The organism is Chryseobacterium sp. UF-290, assembly GCF_058245615.1.
Map to the genome: position 1 here is coordinate 359,430 of NZ_JBSICB010000002.1, position 22,441 is coordinate 381,870.

The window sequence follows — 22,441 nt, forward strand, 5'->3', positions numbered from 1 at the left end:
TCTTTGCAAGAAAAATTAGTTATGCCAAGCTTACCCAAATGGATCAATGACACCGTAGAAAATGTTTGGTCCTCAAAATTTAAAGAATGTACCGTCACTGATGCCGGAATGATTTCCAATACCCTTCGCCGTATACGTTTTGCCACAGATTTAAAAGATGTTCCTTTTGAGCCTGCCTACGCCATAGCGATTAGAATAAATGACAGGGATTACCGCAATTATTCACCTTTCAGTTTTAACAGAGAGGCGGGAACTTTTGACGTAATATTCCATCTTCATAACGCAGATGCCATAGGCTGCAATTTTGTAAGCCGGCTGTCTGTAGGTGATTCTATGAGGATGATAATGCCAAGAGGAAAACGGTTTTTTGAGCCTGGTGCCAGAATTCATTTTTCTATAGGGGATGAAACATCATTGGGAAGCGCTCTTTGCATTAAGGAAGCAGCAGAAGAAACCAATTCTTCCTTTATGTGCCTTCATGAGCTGGAAGATTCTTCAGCATTGAAATCGTTGAACCTCTATGGCTACCACAGTCCTAAAAACAGTACCATGAACATGATAGAAGCCCTTACTGATTTCCTGAAAGAGGAAAAAGAAGCAGTCTACAACAATGATGCTGTTTTTTACCTCACTGGCAATGGTTCCAAAATGCCGCTGATCAGAAAGTTTCTTAAAGCCAAAGGAGTAGATCCCAAATGCATCCGGTCGCAGGCTTATTGGATAAAAGGGAAGAAAGGGCTGTAAAAGAATAACTGGAGCTTTATCTGGTATCTCAGGTTCCTGATACCAGATAAAGTTCACTTCACTTCCCGTTCAAAGCTTCATTTCAGTTTCTTCCCCAGTTCGTTTATCTTTTTCAGCCATCGTAACCGCTGTGCTTCTGTAGAGTTTCTGATGATTCCTATAAAAGTTACTTTAACCGGCTTTACCCCGCAGAATTCCAGAACCGATCTCTTCAGCTGGTTGACGCTAGGTCTCCCAAAAAAAAGACGATAATACCAGCCCGGTTAATCTATCGTCGTGATAATACGTGATAATATGAGTCGTTTTTCCCTTTAAAAGTTGATCCCACCATACAGAATTTCCCCTGGATCTAACAAGCTCCAGCCACATAAGCCCCGATTCAAAAAAGAAAAATTTTCAGTAATAAATATTTTTTATATATTGCAACTAAATTGCATTAATAAGTTTGACTATACCGCAAGCTGGAAGATTATTGAGTTTGTTAATAGTAATTGACCAAAACTTTTAAAGTCACCTTTAATCTATCAATAGCATATGATCCAACAATGAAAAATACAATCCTTAGAAGAATTAAACATTATTTTAAAGGAAAACATTATCCGTTTTTCCGGCAGTTGGATACTATGGATTGCGGACCGACATGTCTCAGAATGATTGCGGCCTATTATGGAAAAGAAATAACACTGAATTATTTACGCGATCTCTGTGACGTACGCAGCCAGGGTACTTCATTATCAGGCTTAACCTATGCAGCGGAAAAGCTTGGATTCAAAACATTAGCCGCAGAAGTCAGCCAGAAAATACTGCTTGAGAAGGCACCGCTTCCCTGCATCCTTCATTGGGACCATAATCATTTTGTTGTTTTATGGAACCTTACTGAAAAACATGCTTATATAGGAAATCCGGCGTTGGGAAAAAATATGCGCTATACCTTCAGTGATTTTCTGGAACACTGGAAAGCTCCAGGAGAGGAAGATAAAGGAATTGCACTCTTTCTGGAAAAAACAGAAATATTTGACGGAATAAAGAATCAGCCGGAGCCACCGGTAAACCTGTTTTCTTTACTGAAACGGATAGATAATCATTATAAAAATATTTCCTTTATCATAGTCACACTTTTAGCAGCTACTCTGCTAACCTTAGCTATTCCATTGCTAACCCAGGCAGTTGTGGATAAAGCTGTTGCCAGAAAAGATATCGGAATATTATCCCTGATCTGTATAGGCCAGCTTCTCTTGTTTACCGGCAGGATATTAACGGATTTTTTCCGCAGCAGGATTCTTTTTAAAGTGGGAATGAATATCAGTATAAAACTGATCTATGAGTTTGTAGATAAACTTATGCAGCTCAGCCTTACTTTTTTCGAATACAGGAGCAGTGGAGATAATCTGCAAAGGATCTATGATAACCAGCGTGTAGAGGAATTCCTTACGAAGCACTGTGTCAGTGCAGGGCTTTCCATTATAATTCTGATCGTAAACGGGGGACTTTTGTGCTATTATAACTGGAAGCTGTTTATATTGTTCTTATCTGCCAGTATTGTCAGTGTATTTTGGACCAATCTTTTTGAAGAAAAGAGAAGGCGCCTGGATCAGCGGACTTTCAGCCTGCTGGCCAATACCCAGCGCCATCAGATAGAAACCTTTGAGGCCATGACAGAGATAAGGCTGACAGGAGCGGAAATGGAAAAGAACCAACTCTGGAAATCCATGCAGGAAGAAGCCTACACCGTTAAAATGGAAAGCCTTAGACTGGATCAGCGAATACAGGGAGTAGCTCTTTTCATCAATGAAACAGCCGGGGTATTGACTACTTTTTTAACGGCCTCCCTGGTTATCAATGGCCAGCTGTCACTCGGAGCCATGCTTGCCATCACTTATATGTATGGTGCTTTAAATGGTACGGTTAATCAGCTTTCAGATTTTATCCGTTCCATGCAGACCGCAAAATTCAGCCTGCAGCGTATTTCAGAAGTAGAATATGAACCTGTGGAAGATGCCTTTTCAAACTTAACTCTGGCTAAGGGAAGACCAGGTTCTATTCAGCTATATCATGTCCATTTCCGATATGGAAAGCTATCTCCCGAAGTGCTAAAGGATATAAGCCTGAGTATTCCTGCCGGGCGGGTAACCGCTATTGTAGGAATGAGTGGAAGCGGTAAAACAACACTGATAAAACTCCTGCTTAAATTTTTCCCGGCTACACAGGGAACCGTCTTTTTCGGCGGACAGGACCTGCAAATGATCAATGCCAAAAGTTTACGACAGCTTTGCGGTGCTGTGATGCAGGACTCATTTATTTTTACAGATACCATAGCCGGAAATATCTGGGTGGGATGTCCGGAAAAAGATTTGTTCCGGGTAAAAAAAGCCTGTGAAATGGTGAATATGAAAGAATACATTGAAAGTCTGCCTTTTTCTTATGAAACCCTGATCGGAACTGATGGAGCCGGACTGAGCGAGGGCCAGAAGCAACGTCTGCTCATCGCACGCCTGATCTACCGGCGGCCGGATTATATATTTCTGGACGAAGCCACCAATTCTCTGGATGCCAACAATGAAAAACTAATCGTTGAAAACCTGAACAGTTTCTTCCGGGGCAGAACCGTTGTGATCGTGGCCCATAGACTGAGTACCGTAGTTCACGCTGACAATATCATTGTTATGGATAAAGGAAGCATTGTAGAGCAGGGAACTCATGAGGAGTTGACAAAATCAAAAGGGGCCTATTTTAATTTAGTTAAAAATCAATTGGAACTCGGAAAATAATTTTTAAAGATGAGCCTGAATATTTTACCTTATATCTTCACTCGATTTGCCGCAATGCCGGTACAAAGCTTAAATACACTTGTTATTCCGGATTTGCATGATCAGCTCCATACATGGCAGAAGATTACAGAACGACATAGGACCTCTAATGAAAAGTTGTGTGATCAATTATACACCCTTATCGAAAAAAGTACTGACAGCCGGGAACAAAAACAGCTTCTGAACCTGAAGCGTTCTGTTTACAACAGCCGGCAGAATGCTATGACTTTGGTACAAAAGATACAACCCGAAACTTTTGACCTTTTTAAAGGATACTGGAAAGATTGGGTGGATGCAGGTAGAATCTGTAAAGAATTTGAGCAGCTATGGGAAACACAGTTCCGGGAGCATTGGGTATTACACAGAAAGAAAATTCAAAAGCTTACCGGTGAATATCCTTTCAGAAACGGGGTTTTACTTTCAAGCAAAGATCTGTATGAACAGCTCAACGGTTTCGCGGATATGCCTCCGTCAGACTTCAATAAAGATACTGAACGTATTGAATTCAGCATCCTCCGCTATCTGACCCGCATGACCTATAAAACATCACCATTCAGTACATTTACCTATCTGGGACTTACAAAAATGGCTTCAGGTAATGATGATTCCCAGGATTCGTCCGCATACCCTCTGAATTGCAAAATAAGACTGAACAATAAACTGCTGAAAAGGATAAAAAAACTTATGGAACAGCATCCCGATCTGCAGGGTTTATTACGGGTAAACAGCAACAGCAGCATCAATGAAGCTGATGGACGCTTCAGCTTCCTGATGAATTGTGCGAATATTGAAGTTTTTCAGGAAATCCAGGCGACCGGTATCAATCAATATATTAAGGAGCTGATCGATAGCCCTGAGGAAAATATCTCACTGTCATCTTTAACAGATCTTCTTTTAGCACACATAGACGCGGACCTTCCAACGTTACAAAGCTATCTGCTAAAACTGATCGATTCCGGCTTTTTGGAACTGACCCTGGAATGTTCTGAGATCGATCCTGACTGGGACAGCCATCTTCTGAAATTTCTTTCTCAATATAAAGAAAACAACCAATCTGTGAACCGGCTTTATGAGCTTGTTCTTATTTTACATGAAACAAAAAAAGAATTCGGAACAGCTGATATTCCTCAACGGGAAATCCTCCTTAAAAAGACCTCGGAAATCTTTGACCATGTTATTTCGGAGCTCGAAAATCAGGCAGGTATTGTTAAGCTCCCCAAAGACGAGAGACAAACTTTAGTCGATGATATCCTTACCCGGTATAAAAACGGCGGGGGATTTGAAAAATTGCCTTACCTGCCCACAGATTACCGGCAGGAAGGCTTTATCTATGAGGATGTCTTTACCAGCCAGTACCATACAATCAATGAAAATACAGTTCAGAAGTGCGGGCAGCTGTTATCCGATCTGGCCAGCCGCTTAACGGCTTTTGATATCAGGGGAAATGAGAAAAGCAGCGTGACCAGTTTCTTTACATCCACATACGATCAGAATCAACATGTTCCGCTTATTACTTTTTACCACGAATATTACCGTCATAAAAATGAATCTGACTCCGGAGATCATCTATCCCGGAAGAGCCCGATAACTCCCTGGTCAGATATTTTCTGGAAGAGCCTTGATCAAAAGAACCAGAAAGCAGATGAAATAAGGATCTATCAGAAAAATCTTGATGTATTGCCTTTATCAAAACATCAGTCCCTGACCGGATCCGCTTTTTTACAGTTCTTTGATGAACCCTCGGAAAAAGGTACAAAAGCTGTCGTCAACGGACTTATGCAGGGAATGGGTAAAATGAGCGGCAGATTCCTTCACTTATTTGATGCCGAGGTTTCTCAAATACATAGAAATTATAACAACCGGCTGTTTCCGGAGCAATTGCTCATCGAGCTCAATGATGATTCAAGCTTTAACGCCAATATTCATCCTCCTCTGCTTGATTACGAAGTAAAAATGCCGTCATCCAATACACAGATGAAAAAATCACAGCAGATCCCATTAGACCAAATAGCCGTTGGCTATCAGCCGGATAAAGATAGGCTATACCTGATACATACCATTTCAAAAAAAGAAATCTACGCATTCGATTTATGTCTTGAAACAATAACGAACAGGTCTAATCTTTATCAGCTTATGTCCTTGTTCAATCCTTGTATCTATGTCAGTTATTATCCGTTAGTTCAGGCTGTTGACCAGAATTTCTCAAAACAGCAGCACAGCAGGGAGATCCGGATTTTTCCCAGAATTGTATTCGAAGATCAGCTTATTTTGCGCCGTAAAGGATGGCTGGTAAATTTAACAGCTGTTCCCGGACAAAATAACGATGAAAGTGACAGCATCTATTTTTTACGCTTTCATCAGTGGCTTTCAGAAAAAGGGATGCCTTCTTCTCTGTTCCTCTATCTGCAGTCCTCTTATATACCGGAAGAAGAATCATCCGAAAAGGCAGCAGGCAACAGAGATGACTATAAACCTCAATTTATAGATTTTGAACAGCCCTTGCTGTTTAATCTTTTCAGGAAACTCCTGAACAGAGCTGCATCCTATATTTATCTGGAAGAAGCCCTTCCTTCAGTAGACAATACCCGGAATAGGGTTACTGAGCATTTGGTTCAATGGTATAATTTTTAACATGATGAAAACAAACTGGGACACTTATTATCTGTATCATGAAGGTAATGCGGATCAGGTATTAAAAGAGATCGTACATCCGGCAATTAAGGATATACAGGTAAGGTTGGAAAAAACGGTAAGATTTTTCTTTATCCGGTATTTTGAAAATGGCTATCATATCCGTTTTCGGATTGATTTATCTTCCGAGGAATCTCCTCTGTTCCGTTCTATTCTTACTCATCATATATTTTCTTACGAGTCACATTCTGATATGAAGATGAAAATTACCCTGAAGGAAGCGCTGTATATTCCTGAAACAGAGAGATACGGCAATACAGAAACAATCGTTCATGCAGAAAATCAGTTTTACGCATCATCCCGGTTTATTCTTAAACAGATTGCAGAAAGCGGTCCGCTAACCGCTTCTGACCGCTATTCCCTTGCTTTGAAAACCCATTTGGCATTTTTTAAAGGAATGGAGCTTTCGCATGAGCATATCATTCAATTGTGTGACAGATTCGTGGAAAGCTGGATGCCGGTACCTCTTTCACTGGATCCGGATGAGCAGGACGAGTATAAAAGTGGTCTTCTGGCTGCTTTTCAAAAACAATTCTACCTTTATCAGGAATTTCTGTATAAAAAAGCCGAGGAAATCTGGAATCCACAGGATCCTTTTCTCCTCCGGTTTATTGAAGCCAACAGAAAAGTAAGGAAAGAATATACCGATTCCCAATTGCCGGCCGAGGCTACAGATGAAGCAATACTAAGCTTTGTCCATATGACCAATAACCGTGCAGGAATCGTAAATTCTGAAGAGTCATACCTGCTTTTTCTGATCAGACAAACTATTGCTCAAATCAAAAATCATGATAATCAATAAAGAACTTAAGGAACTGGAAAACGGCCTGTATGAGATAAGCGGGTTTCTTTTATCCAGAATAAAGCAGGATCAAAATGGCTGTTACTGGGATACTATTGGCTATGACCACGATACCGGAAATTTTTCTTTTGCTTTCAATCCCTCTCTCTGGAACGGAACCGGAGGTATTGCATGGTTCTTTCTTGTATTATACGAGCATACCGGAATCACAGGTTATCTCGACACCGCAGAAAAATCTTTCTCCAGAATATATCACTTTTCCAGCCATACTATTATTTCCGGTTCCAGTCTGTATGACGGAATATGCGGGACTATATACCTTGGTTTAGAGCTGTTCCGGATTACCGGTAAAGATTTGTATCTGAAAAATACTTCAGAGCTTTATGAAAAATACAGGAAGAAAATACTTACTGAGGAAACAGAAGACATGCTCATCGGAATTTCAGGAATCCTAATCACCCTTACCCTGCTGTACCATTATACCAGAAGCAAGGAAGTCTGTGATGACATAATGGTATTGCTTACAACCCTTGTCAATAAAGCTATGACTGCGGAACGTGGAATTAAATGGGGAGCGAATCAGCTTTCTGTAGATTCTTTATGTGGTTTTTCCCATGGAAACTCCGGTATCGGTTTCTCTCTGCTTCAACTGGGGAAGTATTTTGATAATCAGGAACTGATATGGCTTGCTGAGCAGGCATTCCTCTACGAAAGTCTGTATTATAATCCGTCAAAAAACAACTGGATGGATTTAAGATGGGAACATTCTAAAAGCCAGCTACCCAATCTGTTTGATTGGACTAAAGAAACTTTCCTTCAGGATGATTTTGACCTCAACTCCTGGGCACATGGGGCCTGCGGGATCGGAACAGCAAGAATTGCAGCATTTAAAATGACCGCCGGTTTCGACTACAAAAAGGATTGTATACAAGCATTTGACAGATGCATCAACGATATCAGGACAAGATCTAAACAAAATTATATATTGTTCAGCGGCTACGGCGGACTTGCTGATTTTCTTATCCAATATCATCATACCTTTAATGATAAGGAAGCCCTACTGCTTGCGACTGAAATTGTACAAGAAGGATTGGAAAAAAGCAGACAATCCGGGCATTCAGTATGGGGAATTCAAAAAAGTGAAGACCTGGGGCTGATGACCGGTACAGCCGGTATTGCCCTTTCTTTGCTTATGGTCACGAAAGGCAGGACTTTCAATTCCATTCTTCATCCGGAACTTCCCTCTTCTGATACTCATGCGGAAAGCGGTTGTATCCTGAAAAATTATAAAGCTAAGAAAGCCTTTTTTGAACGTTATTATCCCCAGACTCTTGCGACTCTGGAAACTGTGATTCGGATTGAAGATTCCATTTTTGATTCTCAAAGTCTGGAAAAATTCGGTAAGGTACTATTGGAAACGATCCATAGCTTACCTGAAAAAGACGTTGACTATCTCTCTGATATTCATCAATTGGAAACCGCCAAAATACAGTTTATGAAGCAGCATAAAGGAGCTTTATGCTTCCAGACACGGCTGAAGATGCTGCAAAATGAAGCAGCCGGATTATCGGAAAATAATGAAACAGAGCTTCTGCACAAACAGTTTATGCGTAGTCCCTTTATCCATATTCATGAATCCCGATGGAACTGGAAAGAAGAAAATACCCGGGAATCCGGTACAGATATCTATTACAATATTTTTTATGCCACTGATCAGGAAATGTTTCATATGCTTCTGGAGCCGTTTCCTTCAGTCATCCTTCAGCTGCTGGAAAAACCATTACATATAGAAGAGCTGACAAAACATTTTCAATACTCCGGGACAGACAACAAGCTGATAGAAGAAAAAATATCAGAACAAATAAAGGAATTGCTTAAAGCTTTTTTTATAAGGATTAAACAATAGTGCGGGATACAGATTTGACGGACGCCGGCATAAGCTTATCATAATTTCCGATCTGAAATTTCATACAGCCCAAACATTGATTATCCTGTTTTATAATTCATAAAAAAGCTGCCTTATTGCTAAGGCAGCCCTATAAGATAAATCGCCAATAATTAACACTGAACCGTTCCACAAACGTGAAGCCTGTCCTGTGTTTTTATGGTATGGGTTGGGTGATCATGATCTCCTGCAGGAGATATTCCCAAACCACCTTGAAGTTTTTTGGACAAATCTTTGTCCAAAGCAGTTACGAAGCTTTCAATCTTAAGATCTTCAATGTTTAGCTTCATCTTTTTTTTGTTTTCCATAATAAAACTTTTTTAATTTGGCCTACTCTTTAAGGTTTTCGGCTTTCCCTGTGTTGTAAAGATAATCATTTATTGCAACAAAGTTGCATTTAAAATGTTAAAATTTCACTCCTAGTTGAAATTTAATATTGAAAGGAGTACTTTCCTTATACATCCATGTCTGTCCAATGACGGAAGTCCAGTCAGCATTGTATCTGTCACTTACATTTCCATCCGTTATATACCGCCTGTTGGTCAGGTTATCAAATATTCCCCGGATAAACCAATTCTTATGCTGATACATAATACTGGCATCCAGTTTTATAAAATCCGGGATACGGACACCCGGTAGATCTGTTTCCCGCAGCATAGCAGCTGTTTCCCCTAATGCCAGTGAAAGTCCCTTGAGTTGTCCTTTCTGGAATTTGTACATAACCCAGGCATTGAGCTGATGCCTTGGAACACTTGAAAATCTTTTCCCGACAAGTTCCGGAGCATTGGGATCTTTGGAATACACTGAATTGATATAGGAATAATTAGCCGTCAGCGTAATATTCGGATAAACAGAACCGATTATATCCACTTCGATCCCTTTATTCCTGACCTGATTGAGCTGTGTGATAATACCTGTCACAGGATCTTGCGATAAAGAATTATTCCTTATGATATGGTAGGCACTCACAGAAGTGGATAACAATCCTCCGAACCAGTCTTTCTTCAACCCCACTTCTGTATTATAGCTTTCCAGAGGTTTCCATTCTTCTTTACCCTGAGGATCTCCCATCGGTTCAAAACTCTGATCATAAGAAAAGAAAGCCGCAAAATTCTTTTGGATGAGATAAGTAGCTCCCATTCTCGGGCTGACAGCATAATGCTTATAAATTTTGTTATCCCCTTCCGGCGAATAAGGTCCTTTAAGATACCGGTCACGCCTGTTCCTGCTGTACCTCAATCCGGCATCGATAAAAAGCCGGTCCCATAATTTAAAATTATTATATACATAGGCTCCTATGGTTTTGTCTTTTGATACAGTATAATCAATCTGGTCTTCAGCTTCAGGCTGGATCAATAAATCCCTGTTGATTCCATAGTTCAGCTGGTTTCTGTTAAAAACGAATTCATGAGCACCCTGAATGTGTTCCGTATCACTTTCACTGCTGTTAAAATCCATTCCTGTAAGTACCGTATGAACAATATCCCTGGTCATATGATAGCTCCCGCTTAAAAATAACTGGGTATTATAGGTCAGGTATTTCTGCTTATTTCTGAAGCTTGAACGAACTGCATTTCCTTCTTCATCAAACATTGGCGGGGTATAGCTCCCGGTTCCTCCCAAAAGGCTCCACTGATCCAATGGTGTACTCTTAATGGATGACTGTGAAACTATTTTCCATTGGTCACTAAGATTATGATTGATTACAAATCTTCCGTAGTGTTCATCAAGCTTTGACACAGGAAGGTTCGGATCGCCCTGATAATTAGCCTTCCATGGATGTTTCTGAACGGTTTTCTCTGTTTCATACTGAATAAAATTGCTTGATTCCAACGCTCTTCCCTGGATCATATTCCATTCTGCAAGAAGAAAGGTATTTTTACTGATATTATATTGAATAACAGGTGCTACCACAAACTTACGCCGTTTCGCATAATCAAAATAATAGCCTTGTGATTCATAGGCAGCATTAAGCCTGTATGAGAATCCTTTTTCCTTTACCTCACTTCCCAGATCAATGGAGGCCCTGTAAAATCCAAAACTTCCTGCCGCTATACCGGCTTCTCTTATTCTGCGGGGAGCTTTGGTATTGATATTTAAAGATCCTCCGCCTGTTCCCATAGAATTTATAAATCCTGCCGGGCCTTTAATCACATCTACCTGCTCTATCAATGCGACATCTTCCTGCGAAAGGCCGCCGGCAAAGGAAGGCAATCCATTTCTGAAAGTGCTCACAGGGCTGAACCCCCGGATCTGGGCATTATAAGTACCTGAAAAGATATTGCCTGCCCCGGTCGCATCACTTATATAGATTCCGCTCACATTCCTGAGCGCGTCCTGTACATCAAATGCTCCCTGGAGATGAAGTAAATTGCTTTTAATGCTTACTATATTCTGGGGAATTTCCAATAATCTGTCGTTTCTTTTCAGATTTCCGGAAAGGCTGTCTGTTTTGATCTGCTTCATCGCAGTCAATATCACTTCGTCAATATTTTTTGTTGACACGGAATCTTTCTTCTCCTGCCCGTAAACTAAAGAAAACGCCCCGCAAAAGGCAGCTGTCAATAGAAAGTAATTTCTCTTCATTCTGTCAATATTTATTGTTTCAACTTTTTTATTAATAACAATCCTCCTGTAAAAAATACCAGACTTAAAATCCATAAAAGTCCTGTTCCATATACGAATTCCGATTTCTTTACTTCGTGGAATCTGGTTTTGAAAACAGGCAGCTTTTTAAGCTCTTCGGGGGAGAACAAAGAAAGCATTCTCGTTCCGTCCCTTATTGAGAAAACTTTGTCATAAAAACAGTTCTGCCAGATATGCTGGAAATCTTTAATATCCTTTTTATACTGCAGATAATCACCCCTGCTTGTCCGGGCTAAAAGAGTGAACAGATGCTCCGTATTCTGAACAGGATTGTATCTGATAAGTTGGTAGGCCATCTGATTGGCTTTATGATCTCCTTCCCATAAAGAGTCAACAATCGCTTTCATACGGTTCTGCTTGATATGATAATATCCTGCAAAAAAAGCATCGTTCTGATTATCAATTGTATCTGACGGCATATAGGCAGACCTGTATTTGGGATAGTTGATATAAAAGCTATCCACTACAGTCCTGGGATTCATAGACCATACTTCATCGCTGATCAGCCTGTCTTTTTCTTCAAGATCCAGCAGTTTAAGATCTGAAGGATTTTTTAACTGTACTGTTTTATTGATAGCGAGTGGCAAAAGAAACAAAAGAAAGATCCAGACAGCCATGCTGGAGAACAGGTTGAATACACTATTTCCGTCCATCGAAATAATCATAAAGCACAGCGAGGTCCAAAAAATACAGTATGAGATCAGCAAAAAGAACCAAAGAAATGTATCCGTTACTGATGGAAGTCCTGATGGAGACAGTAATATGCCCAGCGCATTCAGAATCAGAGCTGCCAGGGAAACGATGATTAAGCGGATAAAGAATTTTATAAGCAATACACGTTTTAAAGTTCCGCCCTGAACGATCAGGAGGCGGCTTATCCCTTTTTCTTTCTCCGAAGAAAGAATATTGTACATGAGCACTATAATAAGCAGCGGAGTTAAATATAAATTGACATACAGGAGGTCTAAACGTCCCTCAAAAAGTAGGGCCGGATTGGTTATTTCCCTGCCAACAGCAGCATAATCCGTATAGTAGTTTACTTTTTCTGTAGCGGGGGTCACATCTTTTATCCCTGCAGCAAGACCCGCAAGCGGGTAAGGATGATCATACGCAATACGGGGATACCGGTAATCAATGACATAAGGGTTTCCCGCATTTTTAGCCTGCTCTTTTTTCTCAGCTGTCAGAGTATCTTTAAAAGCCTGTAGTGTATTATAATAATCTTTATCAGATTCTTTCCTGACCAGCTCAACAGACTCAAGCTTTTTCTTTGTCAAAACATTACCGGAATAAATAGCATAGCCTCCAATAATAAAGAACAAAAAAAACAGAGCCCATACTGCAGGTTGCCTGAAAATATGCTTCCACTCGTATAATAACAGTATTATCTTATCCCTCATATTTTAAAAATTATTTCGTTTGATGACCCATCTGAAAGAGAGAACCAATAGAATGATCCAGAAAAACAAAGACATAAGAGATACCAGATGGTCACAAATAACAGTTTTTACAGAAGGATAATCATATTGAAAATCCGGAAGGCTTCTATAGAAATCATGATTGCTTGCTTTTGCCTTTCCCGAAACAGCAATTTCCAGCTCTCTTTTATTTAGCCTGTCCATCATCGTATTTCTGTATTGCCCGGCTTTATTGAAAAAATCAATATGATGCCGCACGTCCGTTCCCGCAAATGCCATAGAAAGCTGGCGCACTGCAATGAACGGATCAATCAGCCCCATATAATCCATAAATTGTTGCTGTCCGTCAAATTCATTTTCCACCTGCCCGGAATAAAAATTATTCACTTTATTTTCATAGGCTTCGGCCTGGATAAGATCGAGGGCAAAGCGGATGTTTTCCGGCAATTGGCTGATCTGATCCGCATTGAACTGACTCAGGTGCTTCTTCAGATAGATTTCAGATCTGTGGGTATAGCTTCCGTCATTTCCAAGTCCTTTATCAAATCCTGTTTTAACATTATGCTCGAATTCATGGTAAGAAGGTAACGGATATCTCCCATCCGCTAATGAAGTGCTGAATTTTGGAATTAACAGGACGCAAAGGATCCATACTGTTATATTGATCATCAATGAAGACCAGGAAGAAGGACTCAGGGCGGAGATCAGCAGAACAGCTCCTGAAACAAGCAAGAAATACAATGCATATAAAATAACCCAGCAAAATGCCCTTATCAAATGATGGAAAGGCTCTCCTTCAAAAATAAGACCTGCTATCATCACAGCAAGCGGCGGAATGATAAACATCAGAACAGCTGTATAAAGCGCTATGAATTTTCCTGCTGCCAGCTCTCCAAACGAAGCTCCCTGCACAGATAAAACCTTCAGAAAACCTTTTTCACGTTCGGAAGAGATCAGCGAAAATCCCAACCCAATAATCAGCAATGGCATCAGCCACTGGAAGAAAAATGCGGTATTAAGATCCGGTCTCCTCATAAAAGCTTCAAGATCCGGCAATCTGTAAGAATGCATTTGAGGACGTTTATGGGCCTCCACCCGATATTGATTTTCCGAATAAATATTGGTCCCTGATTCCAAAAGGGAAAGATAGCTGACAGGTTTGAAAAGAAAAGTACCCCAATGTGCAGCGCTGTGATTATTCCGGTCCTGATCTTTCCACTCCCTGTCTATCATTTCTTTAGCCTGGCTATTTTTAGCTGAAGATGCGTTGAGCTGCATATAGTTACTTCCCCATACTCCCAATAAGATAATGATATAAAAGAAGATAAATACCTTCAATCCATTTTCCTGGAACGCTTTAAATTCATGTCTGGCGACTAAAAGTGCTGTCTTTAATTTTATCATTAATTTATATTTGGCCACATCCAACGGACATCACGGGAGATTTAATAATTAGTATGACTTGCCATATCGGAGCAGACAAACCATGCCATTATTGCAACATTGTAGCAAAAATAATAATTCCTATGAAATAAATGCAATAATGTTGCAATAAATTATTCTTTCATGTAATCCAGATAGATTGTCTCCAGTTCATTGGCTGTCACTTCAGAGGAATTCATTTCCCTGACCAATAAACCGTTTTTAAGAATCCCGATACGGCTGCATGTTTCTCTTACCCGAAAAATATCATGGGATGCCATCAATACAGCTGCTCCATTTTCTGACAGCTTTTTGAGCAAAGCTGAAAGTTCATTACTTGCCAGAGGATCAAGTCCGCTTGCAGGTTCATCCAGGAGATACACTTTTGCTTTTTTAGCATATGCGATGGCAATCCCTACTTTCTGCCTCATCCCCTTTGAGTAAGTTTCAGTTTTCTTATCCTGTGACTCCTTCTGCAGTCCGCAGCTGCTGAGAATATCAGAAAGTTCTGCTGTATTGTATGCTCTGCCTGCCAGCTTACAGAAGTAGTAAAGGTTCTCAATGCCTGTCAGATAAGGATATAGATTAACGTTTTCAGGAATGTATCCTATAATTTCCCTGGCTTCCCTTGCATTCAGGCTTACATTAATATGATCGAGAAATATCATCCCGGAATCAGGTTTCAGAAATCCCAGTAACATATTGAGTGTAGTTGACTTTCCGGCTCCATTCGGGCCAAGCAAACCATATATTTCCCCTTTTGATACGGATAAGGAAAGTTCTTTCACCGCCTGTTTTCCTTTATAAGACTTACTTGTATTTTCGACCTTTATCATGATTTTAATGTATTTGGTTGATGCAATATTGTTTCAAAAATAAAGATTATATTTATTAATGCAACTCAATAGCATTTATTATAATGAAATTTTAACATGAAGCAGTCAAGAAATACAATAAAATTACAAGGCTTACCTACCAATCCAAAATAGCCCTGTAAGTCTATTGGATGGACCTTGTGAATGTGTAGCTACTTATAGGAAACCTTACCGGGCAGCTCCCAATAAAGCAAAGGTATAAAACGATAAAATCATCTCAGGACGAGATGATTCTACCGCTTTGAATTGATTGAGTTATTTATATGAAGATATGAATGATGTTTTGTTGATACAAAGATAGGTACAGTCCTGTTTCCGCACCTCAGGGGAATCCCTGAAAAAATATCCGTAAAAATACGGTTGCATAAAAGAAAAGCCCTGCAAGAAACTTACAGGACTTTAGCTTATCTAACAATTATTATGTTTAAAGTTTAAGACTCAATGTTTACAGTTTAAGGCTATTCCCTTCTCAACATTGTCTTTATCTTTCATGTTAAAGAGGGCTTACCAATTGCAGGAACCATTCTTTAACCTCTCCTTCAAGGTAAGGGGCTAATTTTTCTTCACAGGTCTTATGGTAAGAATTTAACCATGCCACTTCCTGCTCTGACAGAATTTCTTTCACTACAGTATCTTTAAAGAACGGACAGAACGTCAATGTTTCAAATTCATAGAAAGTTCCGTGAATTGTTTTTTCCGCTTCTTTTACAGCAATCAGGTTCTCATGACGGATTCCATACTGCCCTTCAAGATAATATCCCGGTTCATTGGAACAAACCATTCCCGGCAGAAGGTCCTGAGGGTTCATATCCTTTCTGATATTCTGAGGCCCTTCATGAACGTTCATAAAGCTGCCCACCCCATGTCCTGTTCCGTGGTTGAAGTCTTTGCCTTCCATCCATAGCGGAAGTCTTGCGATAGCATCAAGATGCACTCCTTTTGTTCCTTTCGGGAACTTCACCATTGACAGGCGGATCAGTCCCTGCAATACCAATGTTGAATTCCTTTTAAATTCTTCTGAAGGGGTTCCCAATGCAAAAGTTCTTGTGATATCTGTAGTGCCTTCCAGGTACTGTCCTCCTGAATCTACCAGAATCGTTGCCTCATTGGTAACTTCTTTGCTTCCTTCTTTCTTTGCGGAATAGTGCATAATAGCACCATTTTCTTTATATCCCACGATGGAACCGAAGCTTTCTCCTACAAAATTTTCACCTTCTGCACGGAAGCCTCTCAGCTTTTCACCGATAGAATATTCATTCATTGCTTCTTTTACTGCATTGTGAGTCAGCCAGTAAAGGAATTTTACCATAGCCACTCCGTCTCTTACCATTACTTTTCTGAATCCTTCCAGCTCGGCTTCATTTTTCTGGGCTTTCATCAGATTTCCGGGAACCGGAGCTTTGATAAACCGGTTATCTGCTTTCAGAGTTTCAAAGATCTGTTGGTTACTGTTTGGAGAAACCAATATTTTTTCATTCTTGAATTGCTTCAAATAATTATAAAATTCTTCGTAAGGCATCATTTTCACGAAAGAATCATCCATTTGCTTTCTGGCTTCCACTTCTAGTTTTTCCAGATCTGTGAAAAGCACCGCATCATTCTTAGTGATGACAATATATCCTAAAAATACAGGATTGCTTTCTACATCACTTCCTCTCAGATTTAATGTCCAGGCAACATCATCAAGACTTGAGATGATATGGACAGTGGCTTCCTGCTCTTCCATTTTCTGACGGATGGCAGCAATTTTATCTGTCACAGACTTACCTGCTCTTTCAACAGGATGCACAAAAATCGGATTTTTGGAGGGCGTTCCTCTTTCTTTCCAGACTTCTTTTAAAAGCGGAATATCTGCAAGGGTAATATTTTTTGAATTCAATTTTTGAGAAAGCAGTTCCCAATTGGCATTAGAGGCTGCTAAAGCATTTACTGCCACTTTACCTCCTGACGGAATTTCAGAAATAATCCAGTCGATATAATTGGGGGTTCCTTCCATTCCGTCTTTGAAAAGATCAATACCTGAACCGTCCAATTCAATGGCTGCCTGTGTAAAGTATCTTCCATCCGTCCAAAGCCCGGCCTTATCTTTGGTAACTACCACAAAACCGGCAGAACCCAGGAATCCTGACAGCCAGGCCCTTTCCTGCCATTCTTCGGGAAGATACTCGCTCATATGCGGATCTGCAGAATATACTATAAATGCATCAACATTATTTTTCTGCATTTCTTCACGAAGCGCAGCAACTTTTTCCTTTGAAGTCATTCTTTTCTTTTTTAAACACCGAAAGTTACGAAAAATTTGATGTCTAAAGAGTAAATCAATGCCCTATTTTTAACACAAATAATACAGAAGGAAAATGATAAGCTCAGGACTTCAGAAAACAAGTAAAATTTTTTGGACGCTTAGAGCCTGTTTAAATTTGTATTAAAATATTATTTCTCGCTGATTTTGCAAATCTCGCTGATTTGATTTACAAATAATGATCTGCTGAATCTGCAAAATCAGCGGGAAAATAAAAAATAAAGTGTTAAATTAATTAGACATATTAGGCTATTAAATCTAAACAGGCTCTTAAAAGTTGGATTAATAAATATCTTTATATTCTCAAAATATTCAAATTTTCAACATATTCCAAAAAAAAGACTATTTTTTCTGTTATAAAACCTACCACATTATCAAAATACTAATTTTTTGGAAAGATTATTGCTGCATACTTACTATGAAACAACAGAACTACAATAACCACAGGAAATTTTATCCGCCTCATCATTTTGTCTATCTCCCTTTGCTGATCCTGCTAGAGATCTTCGGAATATATAAGATATGGGATGATCCCGGCAATACGCTGATCTGGATAGTATTCTCTATTGTTATTTTTCTGCTCTTTTATCTGGCACTGATGACAAGGCAGCATTATGCGCTGGGGCTCCAAAACCGGATGGTCATCCTTGAGTTTAAGCAGCGGTATTTTGAGATCTTCAACAAAAGATCTGATGATACGGTTGAAAAATTAAGGTTTGACCAGATTGCCGCCTTGAGATTTACGCATGACGATGAGTTCAAAGAGCTTTTATATAAAGCTCTTCACGAAAACATTTCAGGAGATGAGATCAAAAGATCGATCAAAAGCTGGAGGGCTGACAATCTCCGGATCTAAAATACATATATAAAATATTTATTATGAAAAAATGGAGCTTTTACAGTATGATCCTATTAAGCCTGCTGACTCTTACAAGTTGTGAAGCTGTAGAAACGATCTTCAAAGCAGGGATGTGGTGGGGAATATTACTGGTCTGTGCAATAGTTGTAATTCTTTTACTGATCTTTTCGAAGGGTAAAAACTAACCATGTTTTATGGAGAAGAATACAGAGCTGGAAATCATTTCACACCTGAAGCCGTCAAAGATCGTTAAGATCATGAAGGACCCGGAAGCTTCTGCAAAGGCGGTGCATCTCGTATATACCACCGATGCAGAAACAGCCGGAATTACCCGTAAGAAAACCGGAAAGAAATATTCTTATTATAAAGACGGGGAAAAGATCAGGGATAAGGATGAAATCATCAGAATCAACAAGCTGGTCATCCCGCCGGCCTGGGAAAATGTATGGATCTGCGCTCTTGAAAACGGGCATCTGCAGGCGACCGGCTTTGATGCCAAAAGAAGAAAACAATATCGTTACCATCCGCTTTGGAGCGCTTTGAGGAACCATACGAAGTTCTACAGAATGCTTCAGTTCGGATATGCATTACCTGAAATAAGACTTCAGGTAGAGCAGGATCTGGCCTTAAGGAATTTTGAAAAGCGGAAGATACTGGCTTTGATTGTCAGCCTCATGCAGCGAACCAATATCCGAATCGGAAATAATGTATATGAAAAGCTGTATGGTTCTTTCGGGCTTACTACTTTGAAAGATAATCATGTAGAAGTGCATGGACAGAAGATCATTTTTTCATTCAAAGGAAAAAAAGGAGTGATGCATCATGTTGATCTGAGAAGCAAAAGATTAGCAAGACTTATTCAAAAATGTAAGGATATTCCGGGAAAAGAGCTCTTTCAGTATTTTGATGATGAAGGAAACCGCCATTCGATAGATTCAGGAATGGTAAATGATTACATTAAGGAAATAAGCGGTGAAGATTTTACGGCAAAAGATTTCAGGACATGGTCCGGCACCGTAAGCGCTCTGATTGCTTTCAAGGAGATCGGCTATGCTGAGAACGACACTCAGTATAAAAAGAAGGTAAAGGAAGCACTGGATATTGTAGCGGAACACCTTGGAAATACTACCGCTGTCTGCCGGAAATACTACGTTCATCCCCTTGTCATCAATCTTTACGAGAACAATACCATCAAAAAATATCTTGACGAGCTGGAAATTATTGAAGAAAATGATGGAAAAGCCCAACTGACCCAGGAGGAAAAACTTGTGCTTAATATCCTGGAAAATGAGAAAATGTGAGAATTCAATGACTGAATATATGCTTACTCCCTTCAAAACATTGAAGGAATATCAGATTTTCTCATCTTTTTGCATAAAAAAGCAATATATTTTAAATAATAAGCAACAATACGGCCAGTTTTATAAAAACAAGCCGTATTTTTTTCTTTTCTTATAATTATCGTAAATTTGTATACACTTATAATTAAAAAATAATACAACGTAATATGTCAAAAGCAATTTCGCAAGTACCATTAGCGGTAAATGAGCCGGTAAATTCGTATGAACCGGGATCTCCGGAAGTTAAAAGCCTGATCGATACATACAAAAAAATGTGGGCTGAGAAAGTAGAAATACCAATGATCATTAACGGAAAGGAAGTAAAAACTGATAAAAAAGTGCAGCTTCAGTCTCCTCAGGATCATGCTCACGACTTCGGATTTTACTATCAAGGTGGTATGCAGCATGTGGATGACGCTATCAACGCGGCATTAGCGGCTAAAAAAGAATGGAACGAACTGGGCTGGGAACAGCGGGCAGCTATTTTCTTAAAGGCAGCTGATCTTTTAGCGGGTCCTTACAGAGATGTGATCAATGCAGCAACAATGATCGGCCAGTCTAAAAATGTACATCAGGCTGAAATTGATTCTGCTTGTGAATTTATCGACTTCTTAAGATTCAATGTTGAATTCATGACAGAAATGTATGCTGAGCAGCCGATATCCGACAATGGGATCTGGAACCGTGTAGAGTACAGACCATTGGAAGGGTTCTGCTTTGCAGTGACTCCATTCAACTTTACAGCGATTTCCGGAAACCTTCCGACCTGTATGGCAATGTTAGGAAACGTAGTGGTATGGAAACCTTCTGATAAGCAGATTTACTCTGCCAAGGTGATCATGGATGTATTAACTGAAGCAGGTCTTCCGGCCGGAGTCATCAACATGATCTTTACAGATGGTAAAGAAACGGCTGAAAAAGTATTGGCACACCCTGATTTTGCAGGTCTTCACTTCACAGGTTCTACAAAAGTATTCCAGGGAATGTGGAAAATGATCGGTGATAATATCCACAACTACAGAACATATCCAAGAATCGTTGGAGAAACAGGGGGTAAGGACTTTGTAATCGCTCATCCGTCTGCTAATGTAGAGGCTGTGGCAACTGCCTTGGTAAGAGGTTCTTTCGAATACCAGGGACAGAAATGTTCTGCGGCTTCAAGAGCTTATATTCCTAAATCTCTTTGGGCTGATGTGAAAAAAGTAATGGAAGCTCAGATGAGCACCATCAAAATCGGTTCTCCTGAGGATCCGTCCAACTTCGTGAATGCTGTAATCGACAAAAATTCTTTTGAAAAATGTAAAGGATACATCGACAGAGCCAATGCTTCCGGTGAAGCTACGGTAGCAATAGGCGGAAAATATGATGATTCTAAAGGATGGTTCGTACACCCAACAGTAATCGAAACGACAAATCCTCAATATGAAAGTATGATCGAAGAGATCTTCGGTCCTATCTTGTCTGTATATGTGTATGAAGATCAGGACTGGAAAGAGACACTTAAATTAGTTGACTCTTCTTCTCCTTATTCATTGACAGGTTCTGTATTCTCTCAGGACCGTTACGCGATCAATGAAGCTTACAAAGCTTTAGAAAACGCATCCGGAAACTTCTACATCAACGACAAACCAACCGGAGCCGTAGTAGGTCAACAGCCTTTCGGAGGCGGCAGAGCTTCAGGAACTAACGATAAAGCAGGTTCTAAAATGAATCTTCTGAGATGGACGTCTGTAAGAAGCATAAAAGAAACGTTTGTTTCTCCAAAAGACTACAAATATCCATATCTGGGATAATAATAAGTAATGAGTAATAGATAAGCAATTACTATCCGCTCTTTCAATACAGCCCCGGAACAGAAGTTCCGGGGCTTTTTTTGCTTATTACAGAATCAGGGTAAGTTTAAATTTCCAATCGGAAGATACTACTAACCCCTATTACCTAACATCTTTTAACAAAATTTACCTATATTTTACAACTTTCATACCCCTGTTAGGAATGGTTATTGATTTTTTACTTACACACCCCAAAATAAAACGGTATGAAAAAGTTATTGCTAACAGCCATCGGAATAGGAATATTTGCAGTGAGCTGTGGGACCAAAGAATCGACCATGTCAACGAGTAGCCGTGATTCGATAGCGGTAGACAGTGCGCAAAAAAGTGCACCGCCTACAACGACTGATACAATGACTACAACAATGACGAATCCTGACACCATCAAGATGAATATGGATTCAACGGCGACAACTCCTGTCAAATAGGTCATTATAAATGTTTAATTTAAAATGGAAAATCTGCAGTTGAAAGTACTGCAGATTTTTTTTTGATCTTAGATATTAGAAGTTAGAGGTTAGAGGTTAGAGGTTAGAGGTTAGAGGTTAGAAAGTTCGGGATTTAGAAGGTAGTCATTATGATTTTCTTTGATTTTAAGTTTTTGGCTAAAGCCAATGGATAGATTTATATTTTTAAGGCGGGCTAAAACCCTCCTTCATTGATCAAGAGGTATAATGACAAAATCTTTTAATCTTTTAATCTTTTAATCTTTTAATCTTTTAATCTTTTAATCTTTTAATCTTTTAATCTTTTAATCT

The 22,441-nt window shown here is 39.6% G+C and carries 16 protein-coding genes and 1 pseudogene; 10 read left to right on the top strand and 7 right to left on the bottom strand.

Features of this window, described 5'->3' with window-relative positions:
* The first annotated feature begins 21 nt into the window (after positions 1-21).
* A complete protein-coding gene (locus AC4IF5_RS03900) occupies positions 22-744 on the top strand; it encodes a siderophore-interacting protein (RefSeq protein WP_490731863.1) in 723 nt (240 codons plus the stop codon).
* A gap of 77 nt (positions 745-821) precedes the next feature.
* Here the strand turns inward: AC4IF5_RS03900 and AC4IF5_RS03905 are convergent.
* A pseudogene (locus AC4IF5_RS03905) lies at positions 822-1,089 on the bottom strand (NAD(P)H-dependent oxidoreductase); the annotation flags it as partial.
* Between the two features lie 200 nt (positions 1,090-1,289).
* Between AC4IF5_RS03905 and AC4IF5_RS03910 the strand changes: the two are divergent.
* From AC4IF5_RS03910 to AC4IF5_RS03925, 4 genes are read left to right on the top strand one after another with little or no spacing between them, the layout of a single operon-like run.
* Complete coding sequence (locus AC4IF5_RS03910) at positions 1,290-3,512, top strand: peptidase domain-containing ABC transporter (RefSeq protein ID WP_490731865.1); 2,223 nt, start codon at positions 1,290-1,292, stop codon at positions 3,510-3,512.
* 9 nt (positions 3,513-3,521) lie between these two features.
* On the top strand, positions 3,522-6,182 hold the full coding sequence (locus AC4IF5_RS03915) for a lantibiotic dehydratase (protein WP_490731867.1): 2,661 nt from the start codon (positions 3,522-3,524) through the stop codon (positions 6,180-6,182).
* 1 nt (position 6,183) lies between these two features.
* Positions 6,184-7,044: a thiopeptide-type bacteriocin biosynthesis protein gene (locus AC4IF5_RS03920; RefSeq protein ID WP_490731869.1), complete on the top strand. Its 861-nt coding sequence runs from the start codon at positions 6,184-6,186 to the stop codon at positions 7,042-7,044.
* Positions 7,031-8,950: a lanthionine synthetase LanC family protein gene (locus AC4IF5_RS03925; protein ID WP_490731870.1), complete on the top strand. Its 1,920-nt coding sequence runs from the start codon at positions 7,031-7,033 to the stop codon at positions 8,948-8,950. The genes AC4IF5_RS03920 and AC4IF5_RS03925 overlap by 14 nt, the downstream gene beginning before the upstream one ends.
* A gap of 152 nt (positions 8,951-9,102) precedes the next feature.
* Here AC4IF5_RS03925 and AC4IF5_RS03930 read toward each other — a convergent pair whose 3' ends face one another.
* The 6 genes from AC4IF5_RS03930 to AC4IF5_RS03955 all read right to left on the bottom strand — a co-directional run bounded on the left by AC4IF5_RS03930 (position 9,103) and on the right by AC4IF5_RS03955 (position 17,613).
* A complete protein-coding gene (locus tag AC4IF5_RS03930; protein ID WP_490731872.1) occupies positions 9,103-9,297 on the bottom strand; it encodes a pinensin family lanthipeptide in 195 nt (64 codons plus the stop codon).
* A gap of 97 nt (positions 9,298-9,394) precedes the next feature.
* Entirely contained in the window at positions 9,395-11,575 is a 2,181-nt protein-coding gene (locus tag AC4IF5_RS03935) for a TonB-dependent siderophore receptor (RefSeq protein WP_490731874.1), read from the bottom strand.
* An 11-nt stretch (positions 11,576-11,586) separates the two neighbouring features.
* A complete protein-coding gene (locus AC4IF5_RS03940) occupies positions 11,587-13,035 on the bottom strand; it encodes an ABC transporter permease (RefSeq protein ID WP_490731876.1) in 1,449 nt (482 codons plus the stop codon).
* Between the two features lie 3 nt (positions 13,036-13,038).
* Positions 13,039-14,457, bottom strand: a complete 1,419-nt coding sequence (locus tag AC4IF5_RS03945) for a DUF3526 domain-containing protein (RefSeq protein WP_490731878.1) — start codon at positions 14,455-14,457, stop codon at positions 13,039-13,041.
* A gap of 152 nt (positions 14,458-14,609) precedes the next feature.
* Positions 14,610-15,311 (bottom strand): ABC transporter ATP-binding protein, encoded by a 702-nt coding sequence (locus AC4IF5_RS03950; RefSeq protein ID WP_490731880.1) that lies wholly within the window; start codon positions 15,309-15,311, stop codon positions 14,610-14,612.
* A 532-nt stretch (positions 15,312-15,843) separates the two neighbouring features.
* The gene (locus tag AC4IF5_RS03955; RefSeq protein ID WP_490731882.1) at positions 15,844-17,613 is read right to left on the bottom strand and encodes an aminopeptidase P family protein; all 1,770 of its coding nucleotides are present in this window, start codon (positions 17,611-17,613) and stop codon (positions 15,844-15,846) included.
* Between the two features lie 457 nt (positions 17,614-18,070).
* On the opposite strand from AC4IF5_RS03955, the gene AC4IF5_RS03960 reads away from it, so the two are divergent.
* The 5 genes from AC4IF5_RS03960 (at position 18,071) to AC4IF5_RS03980 (ending at position 22,111) form a co-directional block, all read left to right on the top strand.
* The gene (locus tag AC4IF5_RS03960) at positions 18,071-18,508 is read left to right on the top strand and encodes a DUF6526 family protein (RefSeq protein ID WP_490731884.1); all 438 of its coding nucleotides are present in this window, start codon (positions 18,071-18,073) and stop codon (positions 18,506-18,508) included.
* A gap of 23 nt (positions 18,509-18,531) precedes the next feature.
* On the top strand, positions 18,532-18,696 hold the full coding sequence (locus tag AC4IF5_RS03965; RefSeq protein ID WP_490731886.1) for a phosphatidate cytidylyltransferase: 165 nt from the start codon (positions 18,532-18,534) through the stop codon (positions 18,694-18,696).
* Between the two features lie 9 nt (positions 18,697-18,705).
* Positions 18,706-19,812 (top strand): DNA topoisomerase IB, encoded by a 1,107-nt coding sequence (locus tag AC4IF5_RS03970; RefSeq protein ID WP_490731888.1) that lies wholly within the window; start codon positions 18,706-18,708, stop codon positions 19,810-19,812.
* A 206-nt stretch (positions 19,813-20,018) separates the two neighbouring features.
* The gene (gene pruA, locus AC4IF5_RS03975; RefSeq protein ID WP_490731890.1) at positions 20,019-21,644 is read left to right on the top strand and encodes an L-glutamate gamma-semialdehyde dehydrogenase; all 1,626 of its coding nucleotides are present in this window, start codon (positions 20,019-20,021) and stop codon (positions 21,642-21,644) included.
* Between the two features lie 317 nt (positions 21,645-21,961).
* Positions 21,962-22,111 carry a hypothetical protein gene (locus AC4IF5_RS03980; protein ID WP_490731892.1) on the top strand — a complete coding sequence of 50 codons (150 nt, stop codon included), beginning with the start codon at positions 21,962-21,964 and terminating at the stop codon, positions 22,109-22,111.
* The last annotated feature ends 330 nt before the right edge of the window (positions 22,112-22,441 follow it).